Origin of the sequence: Pseudomonas sp. NPDC089569 (assembly GCF_050280625.1) — a bacterium.
GTDB lineage: Bacteria > Pseudomonadota > Gammaproteobacteria > Pseudomonadales > Pseudomonadaceae > Aquipseudomonas.
This window is the reverse complement of sequence record NZ_JBNNVQ010000062.1, coordinates 1-20,044: the sequence shown is the minus strand read 5'-3', so window position 1 is coordinate 20,044 and position 20,044 is coordinate 1. Positions and strand designations below refer to the sequence as shown.

Below are 20,044 nucleotides of genomic sequence, written 5' to 3'. Positions count from 1 at the left end.
CGGGGTATGATAGCGACCAAACCAAACCACTGAAAATTTATCCAGCGTTTTTTGCGCCCGACAATCCATGATCAGCACCGAACTCAAAACTACGATTCAGGGCGCCTATTCGCGTTTTCTCGAAGCCAAGAGCCTCAAGCCACGCTACGGCCAACGCCTGATGATCGCTGAAGTCGCCAAGGTCCTCGGCGACATCGACACCGACGATGAAGGTCGGCGTAGCGGCGAGCCCGCGGTTGTCGCCGTGGAAGCCGGCACCGGTACCGGCAAGACCGTGGCCTACAGCCTGGCGGCCATTCCCACGGCCAAGGCTGCAGGCAAGCGTTTGGTCATTGCCACGGCCACCGTGGCCCTGCAGGAGCAGATCGTCTACAAGGATTTGCCTGATCTGATGCGCAACAGCGGGCTGAATTTCAGTTTTGCCCTGGCCAAGGGGCGTGGGCGCTACATGTGCCTGTCCAAGCTCGACATGCTGCTCCAGGAAGGTCATGCACAAACCGCCACGGCGCAGTTGTTCGAAGAAGAGGGCTTCAAGATCGAGGTCGATGAAGCCAGCCAGAAACTGTTTACCAGCATGATCGAAAAACTGGCCGGCAATAAATGGGACGGTGACCGCGACAGTTGGCCGAATGCCCTGGAAGATGCCGATTGGGCGCGTCTGACCACCGATCACAGCCAGTGCACCAACCGTCATTGCCCGAACTTCGGCCAGTGCGCCTTTTACAAGGCCCGCGAGGGCATGGGTAAGGTCGATGTCATTGTCACCAACCATGACATGGTGCTGGCCGACCTGGCCCTGGGCGGCGGTGCCGTGTTGCCCGACCCGCGCGACACGATCTACGTGTTCGACGAAGGGCATCACCTGCCCGACAAGGCCATCGGCCATTTCGCCCATTACACGCGCCTGCGCTCCACCGCCGACTGGCTGGAAACCACCGCCAAGAACCTCACCAAGCTTTTGGCCCAACACCCGTTACCCGGCGATCTGGGCAAGCTGATAGAGCAGGTGCCGGAGCTGGCGCGGGAGATCAAGACCCAGCAGCAGTTCATGTTCACCGCGTGCGAGCAGATCGCCGACTTCAAACCCGGCGAAGACGTCGAGGGCCGCGAGCGACCACGTCACCGTTTCGTCGGCGGGGTGATTCCCGAGCACATGCGCGAAATGGGCATCGAGTTGAAGAAGGGTTTCGCTCGCCTGACCGATCTGTTCACGCGCCTGACCGATTTGCTCAAGGAAGGCATGGATGGTGAGGTCAACATCGGCATTGCCAGCAACCAGGCCGAGGAATGGTACCCACTGTTCGGCAGCCTGTTGTCGCGTTCCTCGGGCAACTGGGAGCTGTGGACCGCGTTCACCGTCGAAGATCCGGAAGACAATCCGCCCATGGCTCGCTGGTTGACCCTGGCCGAAAGTGGCTCGTTGTTCGACATCGAGGTCAACGCAAGCCCCATCCTCGCGGCGGAAATGCTACGGCGCAATTTGTGGAACGTGGCTTACGGTGCACTGGTGACCTCGGCGACATTGACCGCCCTTGGCACCTTCGACCGGTTCCGCATGCGCGCAGGCCTGCCGAAAAAAGCCGTGACCGCCGTGGTGCCGAGCCCGTTCCATCATGCCGATGCCGGCTTGCTGCGAGTGCCGAACCTGAATGCCGATCCCCGCGATGCGGCGGCGCACACGGCGGCGATCATTCGCGATCTGCCGGAACTGGTGGAGGGCTCGCGAGGCTCGCTGGTGCTGTTTTCTTCGCGCAAACAAATGCAGGACGTATTCGACGGCCTCGACCGCGACTGGCGCAAGCAGGTGTTCATCCAGGGCAACCTGTCCAAGCAGGAGACCCTGAACAAGCACAAGGCGCGGGTCGATGGCGGTGATTCGAGCGTGTTGTTCGGCCTGGCCAGTTTTGCCGAGGGTGTCGACTTGCCCGGTGCGTATTGCGAGCACGTGGTCATCGCCAAGATTCCGTTCTCGGTGCCCGATGATCCAGTCGAAGCGGCATTGTCCGAGTGGATCGAAGCCAGGGGAGGCAATCCGTTCATGGAAATTTCCGTCCCCGACGCCTCGCTCAAACTGGTCCAGGCCTGCGGCCGTCTGCTGCGCACTGAAGAGGACCGCGGCACCATTACCTTGCTCGACCGACGCCTGGTGACCCAGCGTTATGGCAAGGCGATCCTCAATGCGTTGCCGCCATTTCGCCGTGAAATTTCCTGATGCACCGATGGGCAAAACTGCCCATCGCGTTGTCTATCTCTCTGCCATCGCTTTTTCACTGGCCTGATGAGGTCGTTAGGGAGAGTTTCGTACTCATGATTCGCCGTTCGCTGCGCCGTTCGTTACCTGCCGCTTTTACCCTGCTATGCACAACGCCCTTGCTGGCGGCGCCCGCTGCCCAGCAGACACTGTTCAACTTTGTGCGTCCGGCCGACGTGGTCCAGGTGACGACTCAGGACGCGAGCCTGCCGCAATCCAACGCCGAACAAACCCCCGAAGGCGAAGTGCTGCGCCGGGTGACATTCAATCCGGTCGCCCGCCCGACGCTGCGCCTGACACCGCAGTCCGGGGCCTGGGACTGGTCGCAATCGGGTGTCATGAGCCTGCGCATTCAGAGTGCCATGAACTGGGCTGTAACCCTGTACGTGACGATCCAGAGCAACGATGGCAAGACCCTGGTCAGTCGCATCGACCTGCCGGCCGGTCCGGCGCAAACCCTGCTGGTACCGCTGCAACCGACCTCGCCGCTGAGTCAGGGCATGAAGGCAGGGCCGCCGATGCCGATGACGGTCGATGGCCAACGCATCCTGCTGGCCAGCAGTGCCGGTGAGCTGGACCGCAGCCAGGTGGTGTCGGTGAGCGTGTCGATGGATCAGCCGAAAGCGGCCCAGAGCATTTTGCTCGAACGTTTCGGTGTGCAGGACGCCGAGGCGGTGACCCATGCCGTTTATGGCGCCCTGGTCGATGCCTATGGGCAATCGACACGGGCCCGCTGGCCGGAAAAGGTCAGCAGCGATGAACAACTCAAGAACGCCGCCGCCAAAGAGCGGCAACAACTGAAAACCTGGCTGGCCGAGCGCGAAAAGGCACCCCTGGATCAGTATGGTGGCTGGACCCAGGGTCCGACTTTCAAGACCAGCGGTTTTTTCCATACACAAAAGCGTGATGGCCGCTGGTATCTGGTCACACCGCAAGGCCACCCGTTCTATTCGTTGGGGATCAATACCGTAGCGCCTGACGTCAATCAGACCTACGTGGCCGGTCGCGAGTGGATGTTCGAATCCCTGCCCAAGCCAGGTGAAACGCTGGCCAGGCACTTTGGCGAAGGTGACAGCCGTGGTGGCAATGGCGTCGATCAGGGTCGGGGTTTCAATTTCGGATCCTGGTACGACTTCTATGGTGCCAACCTGCAGCGTCTGTATGGTTCACCTTGTGCGCCGGGCAGCGATACCAGGGCCGGGGTCGCCGCTGCGGCGAAGGACGACGCAGCAGAGGCTACGGCGCAGAAGGCCGCCGAGCCGACGGTCGTCCCTTCGACGGCCGAAGCCGGTGTCGCCGAAGCCGTCAGGTCCGATGCCGATCAAGCGACGGCGGCGCGAGCACTCGAACAGGCGCCGATGCAACCCTGCAAAGCGGTTGTCGATGAAAAGCGCTGGGCCGGCCAGACCCTGGATCGCCTGCAAGCCTGGGGTTTCAACACCATCGGTAACTGGAGTGCGCCGGTGCTGGGGGACGCCGAGCGCGTGCCGTACACCTTGCCGCTGTCGATCGTCGGCGATTACACCAGCATCAGTACCGGCAACGACTGGTGGGGAGGCATGCCCGACCCGTTCGACCCGCGTTTCGCCATGGCCACCGAACGTGCCGTGGCCATCGCCACTCGCGATCATCGCGACGATCCCTGGCTGATCGGCTATTTCGCTGACAACGAGTTGGCCTGGGCCGGTCCTGGCGATGACCCGAAGTCCCGTTACGCATTGGCCTACGGCACCTTGAAAATGACCACCGATGTTCCGGCCAAGCGTGCTTTCCTCAAGCAACTGCGCGACAAGTACCGTAACCAGGCGGGTCTTTCCAAAGCCTGGGGTATCGATCTGCCGGCCTGGGAGCTGATGGAAGACCCAGGTTTCGTGCCGCCGCTGCCAAGCGCCGAACATCCGGAAATCGAAGCGGACTTCAAGTATTTCCAGAAAGTCTTCGCCGATACCTACTTCAAAACCATTTCCGACTCGCTCAAGTGGCACGCGCCCAACCAGTTGTTGCTCGGTGGCCGCTTTGCCATCAGCACACCGGAGGCCGTTGAGTCCTGTGCCCAATATTGCGACGTGCTGAGTTTCAACCTGTACACCCTGCAACCGCAGGACGGTTATGACTTCGCCAAACTGCGCAGCCTCGACAAACCGGTACTGATCACCGAATTCAACTTCGGCTCGACCGACCGTGGCCCATTCTGGGGCGGCGTGACGCAATTGGCCAAGGAGGAGGACCGAGGCCCGGCCTACGCCAACTTCCTCAAGCAGGCGCTGAGCGAACCGTCGATTGTCGGTGTGCACTGGTTCCAATATCTGGATCAGCCAGTGACCGGGCGCTTGCTGGATGGCGAAAACGGTCACTTTGGCCTGGTGGGCATTACCGACCTGCCATTCCAAGGCTTTGTCGACAGTGTACGCAAAAGCAACCTGGCGGCCGTCGATCAGTTGGGCAAGGAGGCGCAGAAGGCCGCCGCCGAAGGTGAAAAGGCCAGCCCCGACGCTGAAGGTGGGCGCCAGGCCGAGGCCGGTAAAGGACCGGGGAAGGGAGCTGGTGGGCATTCCGGTAAAGGCCATTAAGATTTAACCGCGTCATCGTTTTTCGCGAGCAGGCTCGCTCCCACTTTGAAATGCGTTTTTTCTGTGGGAGCGAGCCTGCTCGCGATGGCGTCATCAGCATCACCGCGAATATCAAAGTGACCACCCGGCCCGCCCCTGTTCCCAAAAACCTCAAGGGCTGGAACAATGCGGGCCACTTTGTTTTGCGTTGTCAGGGGAGTTGCGGGTGCAGATTCAGGGTCATTACGAGCTTAAGTTCGAGGCAGTGCGTGAGGCGTTCGCAGCGCTGTTCGACGATCCCCAGGAGCGTGGCGCGGCGTTGTGCATCCGCATCGGCGGAGAAACCGTACTCGACCTGTGGTCTGGCACTGCCGACAAGGATGGCGCGCAAGCCTGGCATAGCGACACCATCGCCAACCTGTTCTCCTGCACCAAGACTTTCGCAGCCGTTACCGCGTTGCAACTGGTCGCCGAAGGCAAATTGCAACTGGACGCTCCGGTTGCCCGTTACTGGCCAGAATTCGCCGCCGCCGGCAAGGAATCCGTGACCCTGCGCCAGCTGCTGTGCCATCAGGCCGGCCTGCCGGCGTTGCGTCAATTGCTGCCGCCCGAGGCGCTTTACGACTGGCAAGCCATGGTCGATGTCCTGGCTGCCGAGGCCCCTTGGTGGACACCGGGTCAAGGGCATGGCTATGCGGCGATCACCTACGGGTGGCTGATCGGCGAACTGCTGCGGCGCGCCGACGGTCGCGGGCCGGGCGAGTCCATCGTGGCGCGCGTGGCCAAGCCACTGGGGCTGGATTTTCACGTGGGCCTGGCCGATGAAGAATTCCATCGCGTGGCGCACATCGCTCGCGGTAAGGGCAACGTCGGCGATGCCGCCGCCCAGCGCCTGCTCCAGGTGACGATGCGCGAACCGACTGCCATGACCACCCGGGCGTTCACCAACCCGCCTTCGGTGCTGACCAGCACCAACAAACCGGAATGGCGGCGCATGCAACAACCGGCGGCCAATGGCCACGGAAACGCACGCAGCCTGGCCGGTTTCTACGCCGGTCTGCTTGATGGCAGCCTGCTGGAAAGCGAAATGCTCGACGAGCTGACGCGCGAGCACAGCGTTGGCGAAGACAAAACCCTGTTGACCCGGACCCGTTTCGGCCTGGGTTGCATGCTCGATCAGTCGGATGTACCCAACGCCACATACGGCCTGGGACCGCGAGCATTCGGGCATCCGGGCGCCGGAGGTTCCATAGGCTTTGCAGACCCGGAGTACGATGTCGCCTTCGGTTTTGTGACAAACACCCTGGGACCGTACGTCTTGATGGATCCGCGCGCGCAAAAGCTGGTGCGGGCTCTGGCCGCTTGTCTGTAAATCCTGCTTTGGGGCTGCCGGTTCGGAACCCGAAGACCATTTCAGTTTCAAACCCATTGTTTGTGCAGGTCGTAACGGCCTGATTTTTATGACTTCATTTTGTGGATATCCAATGTCAACCAAACCAACTCTCGCCCTGGCACTGTGCTTCGCTATTACCGGCTGCGCACAGAATCCGAAAAGTGACGCGGACGGCGGTAGCTGGTGGCCGTTCAGTTCTTCCGAGAAGGTCGCTGCCAAACCGGAAGTAAAACCTGAAGCCAAGCCTGTCGAAGTGGCCAAGGCGGATGCCGAGTCTGGCGGCAAGTGGTGGTGGCCATTCGGTGGTAAAGAACAAAGCACCGCCAAAGCCGTGCCGATGCCGGATCCGAAAGTCACCCAGGCCTGGCTGGATGACTACGAGCCGCGCCTGCGCACCGCTATCAAGGACAGTAATCTGCAACTTGAGCGCCGTGAAAACGTGCTGGTGGTGACGGCGCCGGTCGAAAGTTCGTTCAACCCTGATCGCCCGGCCATGTTGCTGCCGGTCACGCTCGGCCCGTTCACCCGTGTGGCGAAAATCCTCGAAGCCGACCCCAAGACAGCGGTACTGGTACTTGGCCATAGCGACACATCAGGCTCCGCACCCGCCAACGTGAAGCTGAGCCAGGAACGTGCTCAAGCCGTGGCGGCGATTTTCCGTCTCAGCGGCCTGCAGCGCGATCGCCTGATGCTGCGCGGCATGGGCGGCGAAGCCCCGCGTGCGGCCAACGACAGTGCAGAAGGGCGTGCCTTGAACCGTCGTGTGGAACTGTTGGTGACGCCACAGAACACCATGGTGGCCTTGCTGAGCAAGTACAACATGCCGGCTCCGGCGCCGGTTACCATGGTTGCCACACAAGCAGCCAAGCCAGAGGTCAAGCCCGTAACCCCGGCCCCGGCGGCCAAGAAAGCTGCAGTGCCAGCCACGAAAAAGGCGCCGGCCAAGAAGGCCACCGCCAAGAAAGCACCGGCCAAGACCGCGACACCGGCGAAAAAGCCAGTGCCGGCCAAAGCCTCTGCCGACACGAAAAAAGTCGCTGACGCCGATACCACAAAGAAGTGATCCGCTAACCAAAAGGAATGTGACATGACCAAGGCACTGGCTGACATGCGCCGCGATTACACCCGCGACGGCCTGACCGAGGCGCAAGCCCCGGCCGAGCCGTTCGCGCTGTTCCATCAATGGTTCGCCGACGCGGTGAAAACCGAGCAGGCACCGGTGGAAGCCAATGCCATGACCTTGGCCACTGTCGACCAGGACGGTCGGCCGCACTGTCGCATCCTGTTGCTCAAGGGGCTGGATGCCCAGGGTTTTACCTTCTTCACCAACTACGACAGTGCCAAGGGGCAACAGCTGGCTGCGAACCCGTTCGCGGCCATGACCTTTTTCTGGCCGACACTGGAGCGTCAGGTGCGCATCGAAGGACGGGTGGAGAAGGTGACGCCTGAAGAGTCCGACGCCTACTACCAGGTTCGCCCGCTGGGCAGCCGACTCGGTGCCTGGGCATCACCGCAGAGCCGGGTGATCGCCGATCGAGGTGAGCTGGAGGCATTGCTCAAGGATACAGAGCAGCGATTCAGCGACAGCCAGCCTCACTGCCCTGAACATTGGGGGGGTTACCGCCTGGTGCCGCAGCGCATCGAGTTCTGGCAGGGCCGCCCGAGTCGCCTGCACGACCGCCTCAACTATCGCCTATTGGGCGCCGACTGGCTTCTGGAACGCCTGGCACCCTAAGCCGTCTACCGTTCGGGATAACCTGCTGCCGCGGCTTCGAGCCATTGTGGCAGGTCTCTCCGCTTGATCTTTTGCACGTGAGCGTTCGCCAGTTGCTGGAGCATGAACGCTTTTTTGCGTTCGTCGTTACCGGCCAGAGCCAGCGCCAGATCGCGATCCATCCAGCGTTTGATCCTTACGTACAGCCACCAGTGGAAATACAGACCGGCAACGGTGGTGACGACAATGATAAAGTAGTCCATGAATTTCCTGTGCCTGCAGCGCAAATGGCGGGATTTGCCGCTACTTTGTGATGAATTCGTGAAGATGTCTGTACATGGCCTGAATCAAAGCAGTTTTATCAGAGCCATACCGTGACAGGCATCAAGCTGCAGCGTTTAATGATTACTTGTCCTTTGGAGTTGATGCTATGCGTAAGTCTGTCCTGCTGGTTGCTTCCTTTTCCACGATGGCGATGTTGCTCGCTGGTTGCCAATCGAGCCTGACCGGTGACTCCTACTCCCGTGACGAGGCGCGTCGTGTGCAGACCGTTCGCATGGGCACCATCGAATCCCTGCGTCCAGTGAAAATCGAAGGCACCAAAACCCCGATCGGCGGTGCAGCCGGCGCAGTGGTCGGTGGTGTTGGCGGCAGCGCCATCGGTGGCGGCAAGGGCAGTATCGTCGCTGCGGTCATCGGCGCAGTCGCCGGCGGCCTGGTGGGCTCGGCGGCCGAAGAAGGCCTGACCCGTACCCAAGGCGTGGAAATCACCGTTCGCGAAGACGACGGCAGCATGCGCGCCTACGTCCAGGAAGTTCAGCCAAACGAAGTGTTCCGTGTGGGTGAGCGTGTGCGTATCTCCACCGTCGGTGGCACCAGCCGCGTTTCGCACTAAGCGCGAATTCGGGTAAAAGAAAACCCCGATCGGGTGGAAGGAATCGGCGATGTATTGATCGTCGATTCAGTCCACCGGGTCGGGGTTTTTAGTGCCTGTTGCATTTTCGTATATTCGGTTTGGCAATTCAGAACTGCATCGGAATTTCAGCCGAGAATTCGTGCCCTGTTGGAGCTGTCGTCCTGTTCATTCTTTGAATCCTGGCAAGCCCTGAGCAGCACGCCATTCCTTTACCACCCGCGTAACGTCTTCCGCTGAGCCGCTTGAACCATCTTCGGGATAGTAGATGAGGTCTGTGCCATCTGGGTGGCCAGTGATTTCACAGAATCGTTCTAAAAGATTATCCAGCACATCGTCTGTGGTTGCTTTGTTGGCAGCCAGGATCTCTTCCATGAACCCAATGAACTCGGTTTCTGTAAAGTCGGCAATGTTATCTTTCAATTGTCTTGGGTCATCCGTTTCTGTGAATGTCGATGTGGTGCTTAGGGGTTACGACGCTAAGATTATCAACATCGTAGACATTTCCGCCCCTGGCTACTTCGTCAGTATGGTGCAATTCAAACGAGCTGCGTTTTCCTGTTCTGTCTCGGTATCGCGCCTTCGGCGCTTTGCCCTCACGCATGCGATCAACGTTATTATCCGTGAATTGACCCACCAGCCCACTTCCGGCCACTGCCTTCCAAAATGCTTGCCTGAAGCTATCGAAAGTGCCAAATTTTTTGCCTCGTAACTGATCCGCAATCCTTGTAGGAATTGGTGCACCAAGTCCAATACCAGCCCCAGCAAGCCAGACACCTGTCACATCCTGTCCTTGCCCTGTGACTATGCCGGGCTTCACGCGAACATTCATCACGATGTAGAGCGGCTGGACTCCAGAGTCAGCCGGGAACACCAGAATGAAATCTTTGTACTCGGGCGGGTAGATCGGGTTGACGATGATGTTATCCGCTTGTTCAGTGGGCGGATAAATCCAGATGTGTGGGGCCTGTGGTGCAGCTTCCAGTGGGGGAATCCCCGAGGTGTTGGAAGGGTCGACGGCGGGCGTCCATATGAGGGTTACACCATCGCCAAAGTCAGCCACTTGTTGGGAACCTTGTCGGACGAACTGGACGACAGGAATCATTTCCCAATCGGTGCGTTTCTGCGTGTTGTACCCGTACCCCTTCAAGGTGCCATCAGTCTGTTGCTCGACCTGCAATCGAACCCGTGTACGAGCTTGTTCAAGCGATTGGAGTTGTTCGTCTGTGTATAGGCTGCTATCACCCAAACTCGACGGCCAGAGGAGTGCCACCACTCCAGCCAAGGCATGGGCAGCAACCCCCGCAGTGGCCACTCCAGTGGCTTCGGCGGCAGCCCCCATGCAGAGTCCGCCGCACGAGGCTCCGGCAGAAGTGATAGCCGTTCCGCCCAGGGCAAGTGTTCCCAGTGAAGCAGGAAGGGCTCCACCACTGATTTTTTTGAGTGGTATGTTCCCGGTGCTATCAGTCTCACGCCCACCCAGCAGTGTGATCGCGCCATACGCGTCGGCAGGATCAGTGGGGATAAAGCCTGTCGTGTTACTGAAGTTGATAATTCCATCAGGCAAGTTGCAGGACTTTGCAAATACGCACCCTCGGGGCTGAGGAGAGGGCGGGGTACGCCTTTGTGCCTCCTGGCGCTCAAAAGCTTCAGTCTCGCGCCGATGGTTTGCGGCCAGGACAGCGGCATAAGCCTCTTGAAGGGCTTGATTCTCTTCTTTAGTAGGCTGCTTCCTTGGTAACGGCAAATAGTCCGGGCTCTCGGGAAATCCCAGCTTTTTCATTGACACTCCATGGTCTTGGGCATGTACGCCTGGCGGGCTCATCAATCGTCCCCATTTACAGGGGATGAATTACACCTCGCTACAGGTCCATCGGCAGCCCCTTTTGGGGGCTGCGCGACGTTAACCAAGGTGCTTGATGGTGGCTGTAGGACACGTCTGGAATGACGTTAGGACTTGTCGCTGTTTGTCAGGAGACCAGTGCGGTGCTTTTGCGGCTCGCCATCGCCGTCACCGCGTAACCGATCAGCGCGGCGAGTATCGAACCGGTCAGGATCCCCATACGGTCCATCCCGGCGTACTCGCTGACACCTGGCTCAAACGCCAATGAACCGACAAACAGGCTCATGGTGAAGCCGATACCACAGAGGATGGCCACGCCCAGTACCTGACCCCAATTGGCGCCCTGGGGCAGGGCGGCGATGCCCGACTTCACCGCCAGCCAGGTCAGGCCGAATACGCCAAGCGTCTTGCCCAGCAGCAGGCCGATGGCGATGCCCATCGGCACGTAGTGGGTGAAGCTCTCCACGGTCACGCCGCTCAGGGACAGGCCGGCATTGGCGAAGGCGAACAGTGGCAGGATGCCGTAGGCCACCCACGGATGCAGGGCATGCTCCAGGGTCAACAGCGGCGAAGGTTCGGCATTTTTCGTGCGCAATGGAATGCAGAAGGCAAGGGTTACGCCTGCCAGCGTGGCGTGTACACCACTCTTGAGTACGCAGACCCAGAGGATCAGGCCGACGATCATGTAAGGGCCGAGCTTGGCCACGCCAAGCCGGTTCATCCCGATCAATGCGGCGATGCACGCGGCGGCCAGTGCCAGCGACAGGGTCGACAGCGTACCGGAATAGAAGATCGCGATGATGATGATCGCCCCCAGGTCATCGATGATTGCCAGGGTCATCAGGAACAGTTTCAACGAGACCGGAACCCGTTTGCCCAGCAGTGCCAGCACACCCAGGGCGAAGGCGATGTCGGTGGCGGTGGGGATCGCCCAGCCGTTGAGGGCTGCTGGCGTGTCACGGTTGAGGAACCAGTAGATCAACGCCGGCACCACCATGCCGCCAATCGCCGCGGCGCCGGGCAGGACGATCTGGGACGGCTTGGACAATTGCCCATCAAGTACCTCGCGCTTCACTTCCAGGCCGATCAGCAGGAAGAAAAGTGCCATCAACCCATCGTTGATCCACAGCAGCAGCGGCTTGGCGATTTTCAGTGCGCCGATCTGGGCCACCACAGGCGTATCGAGCAGGCCGTTGTACAGCCAGGACAGCGAGGAGTTGTTGATGATCAAGGCCAGCATGGCCGCAGCGATCAATAGCAGACCGCTGGCAGCTTCCAACTGAAAGAAACGTGTGAAAGTGCTACGCAGAGGCAAGGGCGCTCTCCTTCGAGGATCAAAAAGGTGGGACACCCTAACCCGTACCGTTAGTTGTTAAAACAAAAGTTATATTCTTTTTTGTTATATGTCGTTACAAGGCGCTTGCCGGCACCGACCTGAGCCTAGCAGTTGCCGGCCGTATTGAACCCCAGCTGTACCTGTGTTTGATGTAGGTTTTTTCCTAAGCTGAAAGAAGAACAATCCTGGGAGACTGATCTCCTTTCTGCTCCAACGAGACCAACATCAATGAGCGATAACCGACAGTGGGCCCGCGAAGCCATCCGGATCATCGAAGCTGACTTCCAGCGCAGTGCCGACACTCACCTGATCCCTTTGCCGCTGCCGGGGTTCCCAGGCATCGACTTGTATTTCAAGGATGAATCCAGCCATCCCACCGGCAGCCTCAAACACCGGCTGGCGCGTTCGCTGTTTCTCTATGCGTTGTGCAACGGCTGGCTCAAGCCCGGCGCTCCGGTGATTGAAGCCTCCAGTGGTTCGACGGCGATCTCCGAAGCCTATTTCGCCCGATTGCTGGGGGTGCCCTTCATTGCGGTGGTACCGGCCAGTACGTCCAGGGAGAAAATTGCGCAGATCGCGTTCTACGGTGGCCAGACCCATCTGGTCGAGGATCCGACGCAGATCTATGCCGAATCCGAGCGTCTGGCGCGCGAGCACGACGGGCATTTCATCGACCAGTTCACCTACGCCGAACGCGCCACCGACTGGCGGGCGAACAACAATATTGCCGAGTCGATCTTCCACCAGATGCGTTTCGAAAAACATCCGGAACCGAGCTGGTTGATCTCCAGCCCCGGCACCGGCGGCACCACCGCGACCCTGGGGCGTTATGTACGTTATCGCCAGCACTGTACCCGCGTGCTGTGTGCCGATGCCGAGCGCTCGGTGTTCTTCGACTACTACCAGACCGGTGACGCCAGCCTGCGCCTGGACCACGGTTCGCGAATCGAAGGCATTGGCCGCCCACGGGTGGAAGCGTCGTTTCTGCCAAAGGTGATCGACGCGATGGTCAAGGTGCCGGACGCGTTGTCGCTGGCGGCTATGCACTACCTGGCCGAGCGGTTGGGCAGGCATGTCGGTGGATCGAGCGGGACCAACCTGATTGGCGCCTTGATCGCAGCACAGCAGATGAAAGCGGCGGGGGAGTCGGGCTCGATCGTGGCGATTCTGTGCGATGGCGGCGAGCGCTATGCCACCACTTACTACGACCAGAAGTGGCTCAAGGCTCAGGGGTACGAGTTGAGTGGCTTGATGGCGGTGGTGGCGGGGAGTGTCGAGCGCGGTGAGCCGCTGCCGGCATCGGTGCTGCGCGCAAACATCTGAAGTCGGTCACAGAACCTGTAGGAGCGAGCGGTGCGGCGATCCGACTTGCCCGCGAAGAAATCGACTCGATCTTTCAGACAGACCGCGTCAGTTTCTTCGCGGGCAAGCCTCGCTCCTACAAAAAGCAGGTCAAGCGTCGAGTCCGAGCATGTCTCGGGCTACCGCCTCGGCAATACGAATACCATCCACACCCGCCGACAGGATCCCGCCGGCGTAACCTGCACCTTCACCGGCCGGGAACAGGCCCTTCACGTTCAGGCTCTGTAATTGCTCGTTACGCGTGATGCGCAGCGGTGAAGAGGTGCGGGTCTCGATCCCGGTCAACACCGCATCGTGCAGCGAATAACCGCGAATCTGCTTCTCGAACGCCGGCAAGGCTTCTCGAATGGCTTCGATGGCGAAGGCCGGCAGGGCAAGCGCCAGGTCACCCAGGGCAACGCCCGGCTTATAGGACGGTTCGACACTGCCCAGGGCGGTGGACGGTTTGCCGGCGATAAAGTCGCCGACCAGTTGTGCCGGTGCTTCGTAGTTGCTGCCGCCCAGCACATAGGCGTGGGATTCCAGGCGCTCCTGCAGCTCGATGCCGGCCAGCGGCCCGCCCGGATAATCGACTTCGGGAGTAATCCCGACAACGATCCCTGAGTTGGCGTTGCGTTCGTTGCGCGAGTACTGGCTCATACCGTTGGTGACCACACGGTTCGGCTCGGAAGTCGCCGCCACCACCGTACCGCCCGGGCACATGCAGAAGCTGTAGACCGAACGGCCATTCTTGGCGTGGTGCACCAGTTTGTAATCGGCGGCACCGAGTTTCGGGTGGCCGGCGTATTTGCCAAGGCGTGCGCGGTCGATCAGCGACTGTGGGTGTTCGATGCGGAAACCCACTGAAAACGGTTTGGCCTCCATGTACACGCCGCGACCGTGCAGCATGCGGAAGGTGTCCCGGGCGCTGTGGCCGAGGGCCAGGATCACGTGTTTCGAATGGATCTGCTCGCCGCCGTTGAGTTCGACGCCGACCAGTTGCCCGTCCTCGATCAACACGTCGGTCACCCGCTGCTGGAAGCGCACTTCACCGCCCAGGGCGCGGATCTGTTCACGCATGTTTTCCACCACACCGGTCAGGCGGAACGTGCCGATGTGCGGTTTGCTGACGTAGAGGATTTCTTCCGGTGCGCCGGCCTTGACGAACTCGTGCAGGACTTTGCGGCCAAGAAACTTCGGGTCCTTGATCTGGCTGTAGAGCTTGCCGTCGGAGAATGTCCCCGCGCCGCCCTCACCGAACTGCACGTTGGACTCGGGGTTGAGCACGCTTTTGCGCCACAGGCCCCAAGTGTCCTTGGTACGTTGGCGCACTTCGCTGCCGCGCTCGAGGATGATCGGCTTGAAGCCCATCTGCGCCAGCACCAGGCCGGCGAAAATACCGCACGGGCCGAAGCCGACGACGACCGGGCGTACACTCAGGTCGGCCGGCGCCTGGCCGACGAATTTGTAGCTGACATCCGGTGCCACGCTGACGTTACGGTCATCGGCGAACTTGCGCAGCACCGTAGCCTCGTCGCGAACGGTGAGGTCGATGGTGTAGATGAAGCACAGCTCGGAGGACTTTTTGCGCGCATCGTAGCTGCGCTTGAACAAGGTGAAGTCGAGCAGGTCCTCGTCGTTGATTCCCAGGCGCTGCACGATGGCAGGGCGCAGGTCTTCATCAGGATGGTCGATCGGCAGCTTGAGTTCGGTGATTCGTAACATGACGGGATCCGTTTCGCGGGGCGCACAACTGCGCCAAGGCGTTTGAAGGCGGCGATTATAAGCCGCAAAGTCCGGTCCCGTGAGGTTTAAACGATCAGTCGTCGCGCGAACCGCCGAAATACCCGCAGCCGCGTTGCACCTGGCCGTTAATACGCAGTTCGGCGCTCATGTGCTGGATGCTGCCGGTGCTGCTGTCGACACAGCGTTGCGGCGCGACCCAAAGTTCAATGTGCTGATTGTTGGCTTCGCTGGTGAGGTTGAAGCGGCCATCGCCGAGTTGCTCTTCAACATAGGGCACCGCCAGTGAAGGCTGGCCAGCGCGTTCGATGGCCATGCCTTTACCGCTGACTTTCACGCTCCATTCGGGGTTGTGGCCGGCCGCTCGCAGGATCAACAGTTTGAAATTGGGGTCTTCGCAAGCAGTGTTCGAGCGTTCGACGCGGTATAGCTGTTGCAGGTCGAGCCGGCCGTCACCGCCACTGTCGGCCACAATCCGCCCGCGCAGGTCGGCGAACAGCTTGCCCTGTTTATCCGCAAGGTCAGCGGCTTGCTGCAGGACACTGGTACCGCCCGTATCGTTGACCACATACCGGCCTGGCTGGTTGCACGGCTGGAACACCAGCTTGCCGTCCGCTGCGGTCAACTGGCCTTGCATGCGGGTCTGACCTGCAGGAGATGCGCTCTGCTGCCCGACGTCAAGCAACTGGCAAGCGGCGAACAGCGGAAGCAGGGCAACGACAACTAGGGAACGGGCAACACGCATCTTGGGGTCTCCTGACAAGTGCCGCCACGTTACTCAGCCTGACCGTTCGTCACAAGGGGTTAGCCCACATGAAAGGTCTGGCCCGTTTGCAGGCCTTCAACGCTTTTGGCGTAGGCCAATGCCACATCAACCGCCGGAACTGGCTTGTAACCACGGAAGTAGGGGGCATAGCTGCCCATGGCTTCGACCAGGACTGTAGGGCTGATCGAGTTCACCCGCAGCCCGCGCGGCAGTTCGATGGCAGCAGCGCGGACAAAGCTGTCCAGGGCGCCGTTGACCAGCGAAGCCGAAGCGCCGCTGCGGATCGGGTCGTGGCTGAGTACGCCGGTGGTGAGGGTGAACGAGGCGCCGTCGTTGGCGTATTCACGGCCGATCAGCACCAGGTTGACCTGGCCCATGAGTTTGTCCTTGAGCCCCAGGGCGAAGCTTTCTTCGGTCATCTCGCCCAATGGCGCGAACGTCACGTTGCCGGCGGCGCACACCAGTGCATCGAATTTGCCTGTTTGTTCGAACAGTTTGCGAATCGAGGCGCTGTCGCTGATATCGACGTGAAAATCACCGCTGTTGCGACCGATGCGCACGATTTCGTGGCGTTGCGACAGTTCCTTGTCGATGGCCGAACCGATGGTGCCGCCTGCGCCGATCAAAAGAATTTTCATGTTGCCGTGCCTCTGTTGGGTTGGATGTGGCTTCAGTTTAGGTTGGTTTTTTCTGTTGATAAGCGCACTAATGGGCAACCTTTGGTTTTCTAATGGAAACAATCCATGAGCGAAATGGATGATCTGGCAGCGTTCGCGGTGTTGGTCGAAGCGGGTAGTTTCACCCTGGCCGCCCAGCAACTGGGATGCAGCAAGGGGCAGTTGTCCAAGCGCATCAGCCAGTTGGAGGCGCAGTTTGCGGTGGTCCTGCTGCAACGCACCACGCGGCGCTTGAGCCTGACGGCCGCTGGCGCGGCGTTGTTGCCACAGGCGCAGGCCCTGGTCGTGCAGGCCGAAAGGGCGCGTCAGGCGCTGGCACGGTTGAAGGACGACATGGCCGGTCCCGTGCGGATGACGGTTCCGGTGTCACTGGGGGAGACCTTCTTCGATGGTTTGCTGCTGGAGTTCTCGGCCAAGTACCCCGAGGTGCAGATCGAACTGGAGCTCAACAACAGCTACCGTGATTTGTCACGCGATGGCTTCGATCTGGCGATTCGCTCCGACGTGGCGATTGATCAGCGTCTGGTGGCACGTCCTCTGTTGTCCTGGCACGAGATGACCTGCGCCAGCCCGGCCTATCTGGAACAGCATGGTGAGCCGCAAACGCCCCAGGCACTGGCCGAACACCGTTGTCTGCTCAACAGCCATTACAGCGGTCGCGAAGAATGGCTATATCACCAACAACACCAATTATTGCGGGTCCGGGTGTCAGGACCGTTCGCCAGCAACCATTACAACCTGTTGAAGAAGGCTGCACTGGCTGGTGCCGGTATAGCGCGCTTACCGTCCTACGCCTTGTCTTCGGAATTGGCTGACGGGCGATTGCGCTGGCTTCTGCGTGATTATCAGACTCGGAGTACACCGATGTACCTGGTGCATCCCTATCAGGGTGGCCTGCCGAAACGTACGCAGGTACTGGCGGACTACCTGATGGAGTGGTTCAAGCGCAGTGGGGAGGCGTTGGCTCGGCTCTGACTCCAGTACCTGATCGTTCCCACGCTCCGCGTGGGAACGCAGCTCGGGACGCTCTGCGTCCCAAAAGCGGACGCAGAGCGTCCATTGAGGCATTCCCACGCGGAGCGTGGGAACGATCATCCAAAGTAGATTTAGCTGACCCACCGCTATCGCGAGCAGGCTCGCTCCCACAGGGATTTTTGCAGGCATAAAAAACGGCCCGTTAAGGGCCGTTTTTTTGTTTACCGCGAAGGCTTAGCCGCCGAGGTAGGCTTCACGCACTTTCGGGTCGGTCAGCAGTGCTTCACCGGTGCCTTGCATCACGACGCGACCGTTCTCCAGTACGTAGGCACGGTCAGCGATTTTCAGCGCCTGGTTAGCGTTCTGCTCGACCAGGAACACTGTCACACCGTCCTTGCGCAGCTGTTCGATGATGTCGAAGATCTGCTGGATGATGATCGGTGCCAGGCCCAGCGACGGTTCGTCGAGCAACAGCAACTTGGGTTTGCTCATCAGCGCACGACCGATGGCGAGCATTTGCTGTTCGCCGCCGGACATGGTGCCACCGCGTTGATTGAAGCGCTCTTTCAGGCGTGGGAAAAGTCCGAGGACCTTGTCCATCTGTTCCTGATAATCGCCTTTGGCGGTGAAGAAACCACCCATGGAGAGGTTTTCTTCCACGGTCAGGCGGGAAAATACCCGACGACCTTCCGGTACCACGGCAATGCTCTTGCGCATGATCTGCGAGGAGTCCTGGCCGACCAGTTCCTCACCCATGTAGCGGATGCTGCCGCTGTGGGCACGAGGCGAGCCGCATAGGGTCATCAACAGCGTGGACTTGCCGGCACCGTTGGCGCCGATCAGCGTCACGATCTCGCCCTGGCGGACTTCGACGTTGACGCTGTGCAGGGCCTGGATCTTGCCGTAGAAGGTGGAAACGTTTTCGAACTGCAGCATTTACGCTTCCCCCAGGTAGGCTTTGATCACTTCAGGATTGTCGCGGATCTGTTCCGACGTGCCGTTGGCCAGGGGCGTGCCCTGATTGATCACGACGATGTGGTCGGAAATGCTCATGACCAGTTTCATGTCGTGTTCGATCAGCAGCACGGTGACATTGTGCTCTTCACGCAGCACGCTGATCAGCGCCTTGAGGTCTTCGGTTTCCTTCGGGTTCAGGCCGGCGGCGGGTTCGTCGAGCATGAGGATCCTTGGGCGGGTCATCATGCAGCGGGCGATCTCCAGACGACGTTGCTGACCGTAGGCCAGGGTGCCGGCAGGACGGTTGGCGAACTCGCGCAAGTTGACCTTGTCCAGCCAGTACTTGGCGTAGTCCATGGCCTCGCGTTCGCTTTTGCGGAACGCCGGGGTCTTGAACAGGCCGGACAGGAAGTTGGTGTTCAGGTGGCGATGCTGGGCGATCAGAAGGTTCTCGACCGCTGTCATGTCCTTGAACAGCCGCACGTTCTGGAAGGTACGCACCACACCCTTGAGGGCGATCTTGTGGCCCGGCAGGCCGTGGATCGGTTCTCCGTCGAGCAGGATGTTGCCACCGCTCGGTTTGTAGAAACCGGTCAGGCAATTGAACACAGTGGTCTTACCCGCGCCGTTCGGCCCGATCAGTGCAACCACCTGTTTTTCCTTCACGGTCAGAGCAACACCATTGACCGCCAGCAGACCGCCAAAGCGCATGCTCAGATTTTCGACTTTCAGGATCTCGCGGCTCATTTGCGCAGCTCCATGTGTGGGCGTTGCATCGGCAGCAGACCTTGTGGACGCCAGATCATCATCAACACCATCAGGGCACCGAACATCAACATGCGGTACTCACTGAACTCACGCATCATTTCCGGCAACAGGATCATCACCACGGCGGCCAGGATCACACCCAACTGCGAGCCCATTCCCCCCAGCACGACGATGGCGAGAATGATTGCCGACTCGATGAAGGTGAACGACTCCGGTGTTACCAAGCCCTGGCGTGCGGCGAAGAAGCTGCCGGCAAAACCAGCGAAACTGGCGCCCAGGGTGAAGGCCGACAGCTTGATCACGGTCGGATTGAGGCCCAGGGCACGACAGGCGATCTCGTCTTCACGCAGCGCTTCCCACGCACGGCCAATCGGCATGCGTAGCAGGCGATTGATGACGAACAGCGCCCCCAGGGCCAGCAACAACGCAACCAGGTAAAGGAAAATCACCTTGTTGATCGAGTTGTATTCCAGGCCGAAGAACTCATGGAACGTCTGCATCCCCTCGGCGGCCTTGCGTTCGAAGGTCAGGCCGAAGAACGTCGGTTTCTCGATGTTGCTGATGCCGTTCGGGCCACCGGTGAGGTCGGTCAGGTTACGCAGGAACAGACGGATGATTTCACCGAAGCCCAGGGTCACGATGGCCAGGTAGTCACCGCGCAGACGCAGTACCGGGAAGCCCAACAGGAGGCCGAAGGTTGCCGCCATCAGGCCAGCAATTGGAAGGCAGATCCAGAAGCTCAGGCCGTAGTAGTGCGACAGCAGCGCATAGCTGTAGGCGCCTACGGCGTAGAAGCCGACATAACCCAGGTCGAGCAG

Annotated in this window: 18 protein-coding genes; 8 read left to right on the top strand and 10 right to left on the bottom strand. The window is 60.1% G+C overall.

The features are described from left to right. Positions 1 to 67: 67 nt before the first annotated feature. The 5 genes from dinG to pdxH all read left to right on the top strand — a co-directional run bounded on the left by dinG (position 68) and on the right by pdxH (position 7,928). Positions 68 to 2,212 carry an ATP-dependent DNA helicase DinG gene (gene dinG / locus ACQKP2_RS21240; RefSeq protein ID WP_427579194.1) on the top strand — a complete coding sequence of 715 codons (2,145 nt, stop codon included), beginning with the start codon at positions 68 to 70 and terminating at the stop codon, positions 2,210 to 2,212. Between the two features lie 95 nt (positions 2,213 to 2,307). After that, positions 2,308 to 4,821: a beta-agarase gene (locus ACQKP2_RS21235; protein ID WP_427579193.1), complete on the top strand. Its 2,514-nt coding sequence runs from the start codon at positions 2,308 to 2,310 to the stop codon at positions 4,819 to 4,821. Positions 4,822 to 5,026: 205 nt separating this feature from the next. Beyond that, positions 5,027 to 6,172, top strand: coding sequence for a serine hydrolase domain-containing protein (locus ACQKP2_RS21230; RefSeq protein WP_427579192.1), 1,146 nt, complete (start codon positions 5,027 to 5,029; stop codon positions 6,170 to 6,172). A 112-nt stretch (positions 6,173 to 6,284) separates the two neighbouring features. Next, a complete protein-coding gene (locus ACQKP2_RS21225) occupies positions 6,285 to 7,256 on the top strand; it encodes an OmpA family protein (protein WP_427579191.1) in 972 nt (323 codons plus the stop codon). Between the two features lie 24 nt (positions 7,257 to 7,280). Beyond that, the gene (gene pdxH / locus ACQKP2_RS21220; protein WP_427579190.1) at positions 7,281 to 7,928 is read left to right on the top strand and encodes a pyridoxamine 5'-phosphate oxidase; all 648 of its coding nucleotides are present in this window, start codon (positions 7,281 to 7,283) and stop codon (positions 7,926 to 7,928) included. Positions 7,929 to 7,933: 5 nt separating this feature from the next. Here the strand turns inward: pdxH and ACQKP2_RS21215 are convergent, their stop codons facing one another. Further along, positions 7,934 to 8,170: a hypothetical protein gene (locus tag ACQKP2_RS21215; RefSeq protein ID WP_427579189.1), complete on the bottom strand. Its 237-nt coding sequence runs from the start codon at positions 8,168 to 8,170 to the stop codon at positions 7,934 to 7,936. Between the two features lie 167 nt (positions 8,171 to 8,337). Here ACQKP2_RS21215 and ACQKP2_RS21210 point away from each other — a divergent pair, with 167 nt between their 5' ends. Next, positions 8,338 to 8,802, top strand: coding sequence for a glycine zipper 2TM domain-containing protein (locus ACQKP2_RS21210; protein ID WP_090317129.1), 465 nt, complete (start codon positions 8,338 to 8,340; stop codon positions 8,800 to 8,802). Between the two features lie 186 nt (positions 8,803 to 8,988). Here ACQKP2_RS21210 and ACQKP2_RS21205 read toward each other — a convergent pair whose 3' ends face one another. The 3 genes from ACQKP2_RS21205 to nhaA form a co-directional block, all read right to left on the bottom strand. Beyond that, complete coding sequence (locus tag ACQKP2_RS21205) at positions 8,989 to 9,243, bottom strand: bacteriocin immunity protein (protein ID WP_427579188.1); 255 nt, start codon at positions 9,241 to 9,243, stop codon at positions 8,989 to 8,991. Between the two features lie 10 nt (positions 9,244 to 9,253). Next, positions 9,254 to 10,603, bottom strand: coding sequence for an S-type pyocin domain-containing protein (locus ACQKP2_RS21200; protein WP_427579186.1), 1,350 nt, complete (start codon positions 10,601 to 10,603; stop codon positions 9,254 to 9,256). A 187-nt stretch (positions 10,604 to 10,790) separates the two neighbouring features. Continuing rightward, positions 10,791 to 11,978 (bottom strand): Na+/H+ antiporter NhaA, encoded by a 1,188-nt coding sequence (gene nhaA / locus ACQKP2_RS21195; RefSeq protein WP_427579185.1) that lies wholly within the window; start codon positions 11,976 to 11,978, stop codon positions 10,791 to 10,793. 249 nt (positions 11,979 to 12,227) lie between these two features. Here nhaA and ACQKP2_RS21190 point away from each other — a divergent pair, with 249 nt between their 5' ends. Then, entirely contained in the window at positions 12,228 to 13,322 is a 1,095-nt protein-coding gene (locus ACQKP2_RS21190; RefSeq protein ID WP_427579183.1) for a PLP-dependent cysteine synthase family protein, read from the top strand. A gap of 129 nt (positions 13,323 to 13,451) precedes the next feature. Here ACQKP2_RS21190 and ACQKP2_RS21185 read toward each other — a convergent pair whose 3' ends face one another. From ACQKP2_RS21185 to ACQKP2_RS21175, 3 genes are all read right to left on the bottom strand, one after another. Continuing rightward, entirely contained in the window at positions 13,452 to 15,065 is a 1,614-nt protein-coding gene (locus ACQKP2_RS21185) for an NAD(P)/FAD-dependent oxidoreductase (RefSeq protein ID WP_427579182.1), read from the bottom strand. Positions 15,066 to 15,159: 94 nt separating this feature from the next. Further along, positions 15,160 to 15,828: a COG3650 family protein gene (locus ACQKP2_RS21180; RefSeq protein WP_427579180.1), complete on the bottom strand. Its 669-nt coding sequence runs from the start codon at positions 15,826 to 15,828 to the stop codon at positions 15,160 to 15,162. Between the two features lie 59 nt (positions 15,829 to 15,887). Then, positions 15,888 to 16,487 (bottom strand): short chain dehydrogenase, encoded by a 600-nt coding sequence (locus ACQKP2_RS21175; RefSeq protein WP_427579179.1) that lies wholly within the window; start codon positions 16,485 to 16,487, stop codon positions 15,888 to 15,890. Between the two features lie 105 nt (positions 16,488 to 16,592). Here ACQKP2_RS21175 and ACQKP2_RS21170 point away from each other — a divergent pair, with 105 nt between their 5' ends. Continuing rightward, the gene (locus ACQKP2_RS21170; RefSeq protein WP_427579177.1) at positions 16,593 to 17,501 is read left to right on the top strand and encodes a LysR family transcriptional regulator; all 909 of its coding nucleotides are present in this window, start codon (positions 16,593 to 16,595) and stop codon (positions 17,499 to 17,501) included. A gap of 234 nt (positions 17,502 to 17,735) precedes the next feature. Here ACQKP2_RS21170 and ACQKP2_RS21165 read toward each other — a convergent pair whose 3' ends face one another. The 3 genes from ACQKP2_RS21165 to livM form a co-directional block, all read right to left on the bottom strand. Further along, positions 17,736 to 18,437, bottom strand: coding sequence for an ABC transporter ATP-binding protein (locus tag ACQKP2_RS21165; RefSeq protein ID WP_015093834.1), 702 nt, complete (start codon positions 18,435 to 18,437; stop codon positions 17,736 to 17,738). After that, a complete protein-coding gene (gene livG / locus ACQKP2_RS21160; RefSeq protein WP_427579176.1) occupies positions 18,438 to 19,205 on the bottom strand; it encodes a high-affinity branched-chain amino acid ABC transporter ATP-binding protein LivG in 768 nt (255 codons plus the stop codon). It lies immediately after the preceding gene. After that, positions 19,202 to 20,044, bottom strand: an 843-nt coding sequence (gene livM, locus ACQKP2_RS21155; protein WP_427579174.1) for a high-affinity branched-chain amino acid ABC transporter permease LivM, incomplete at its 5' end; no start/stop codon positions are given. The genes livG and livM, both read right to left, overlap by 4 nt.

Coding starts and splice junctions, on each gene's coding strand:
- dinG (WP_427579194.1), top strand. CDS start 68: ATGATCAGCACCGAACTCAAAACTACGATTCAGGGCGCCTATTCGCGT.
- ACQKP2_RS21235 (WP_427579193.1), top strand. CDS start 2,308: ATGATTCGCCGTTCGCTGCGCCGTTCGTTACCTGCCGCTTTTACCCTG.
- ACQKP2_RS21225 (WP_427579191.1), top strand. CDS start 6,285: ATGTCAACCAAACCAACTCTCGCCCTGGCACTGTGCTTCGCTATTACC.
- pdxH (WP_427579190.1), top strand. CDS start 7,281: ATGACCAAGGCACTGGCTGACATGCGCCGCGATTACACCCGCGACGGC.
- ACQKP2_RS21215 (WP_427579189.1), bottom strand. CDS start 8,170: ATGGACTACTTTATCATTGTCGTCACCACCGTTGCCGGTCTGTATTTC.
- ACQKP2_RS21210 (WP_090317129.1), top strand. CDS start 8,338: ATGCGTAAGTCTGTCCTGCTGGTTGCTTCCTTTTCCACGATGGCGATG.
- ACQKP2_RS21200 (WP_427579186.1), bottom strand. CDS start 10,603: ATGAAAAAGCTGGGATTTCCCGAGAGCCCGGACTATTTGCCGTTACCA.
- ACQKP2_RS21190 (WP_427579183.1), top strand. CDS start 12,228: ATGAGCGATAACCGACAGTGGGCCCGCGAAGCCATCCGGATCATCGAA.
- ACQKP2_RS21185 (WP_427579182.1), bottom strand. CDS start 15,065: ATGTTACGAATCACCGAACTCAAGCTGCCGATCGACCATCCTGATGAA.
- ACQKP2_RS21180 (WP_427579180.1), bottom strand. CDS start 15,828: ATGCGTGTTGCCCGTTCCCTAGTTGTCGTTGCCCTGCTTCCGCTGTTC.
- ACQKP2_RS21175 (WP_427579179.1), bottom strand. CDS start 16,487: ATGAAAATTCTTTTGATCGGCGCAGGCGGCACCATCGGTTCGGCCATC.
- ACQKP2_RS21170 (WP_427579177.1), top strand. CDS start 16,593: ATGAGCGAAATGGATGATCTGGCAGCGTTCGCGGTGTTGGTCGAAGCG.
- ACQKP2_RS21165 (WP_015093834.1), bottom strand. CDS start 18,437: ATGCTGCAGTTCGAAAACGTTTCCACCTTCTACGGCAAGATCCAGGCC.
- livG (WP_427579176.1), bottom strand. CDS start 19,205: ATGAGCCGCGAGATCCTGAAAGTCGAAAATCTGAGCATGCGCTTTGGC.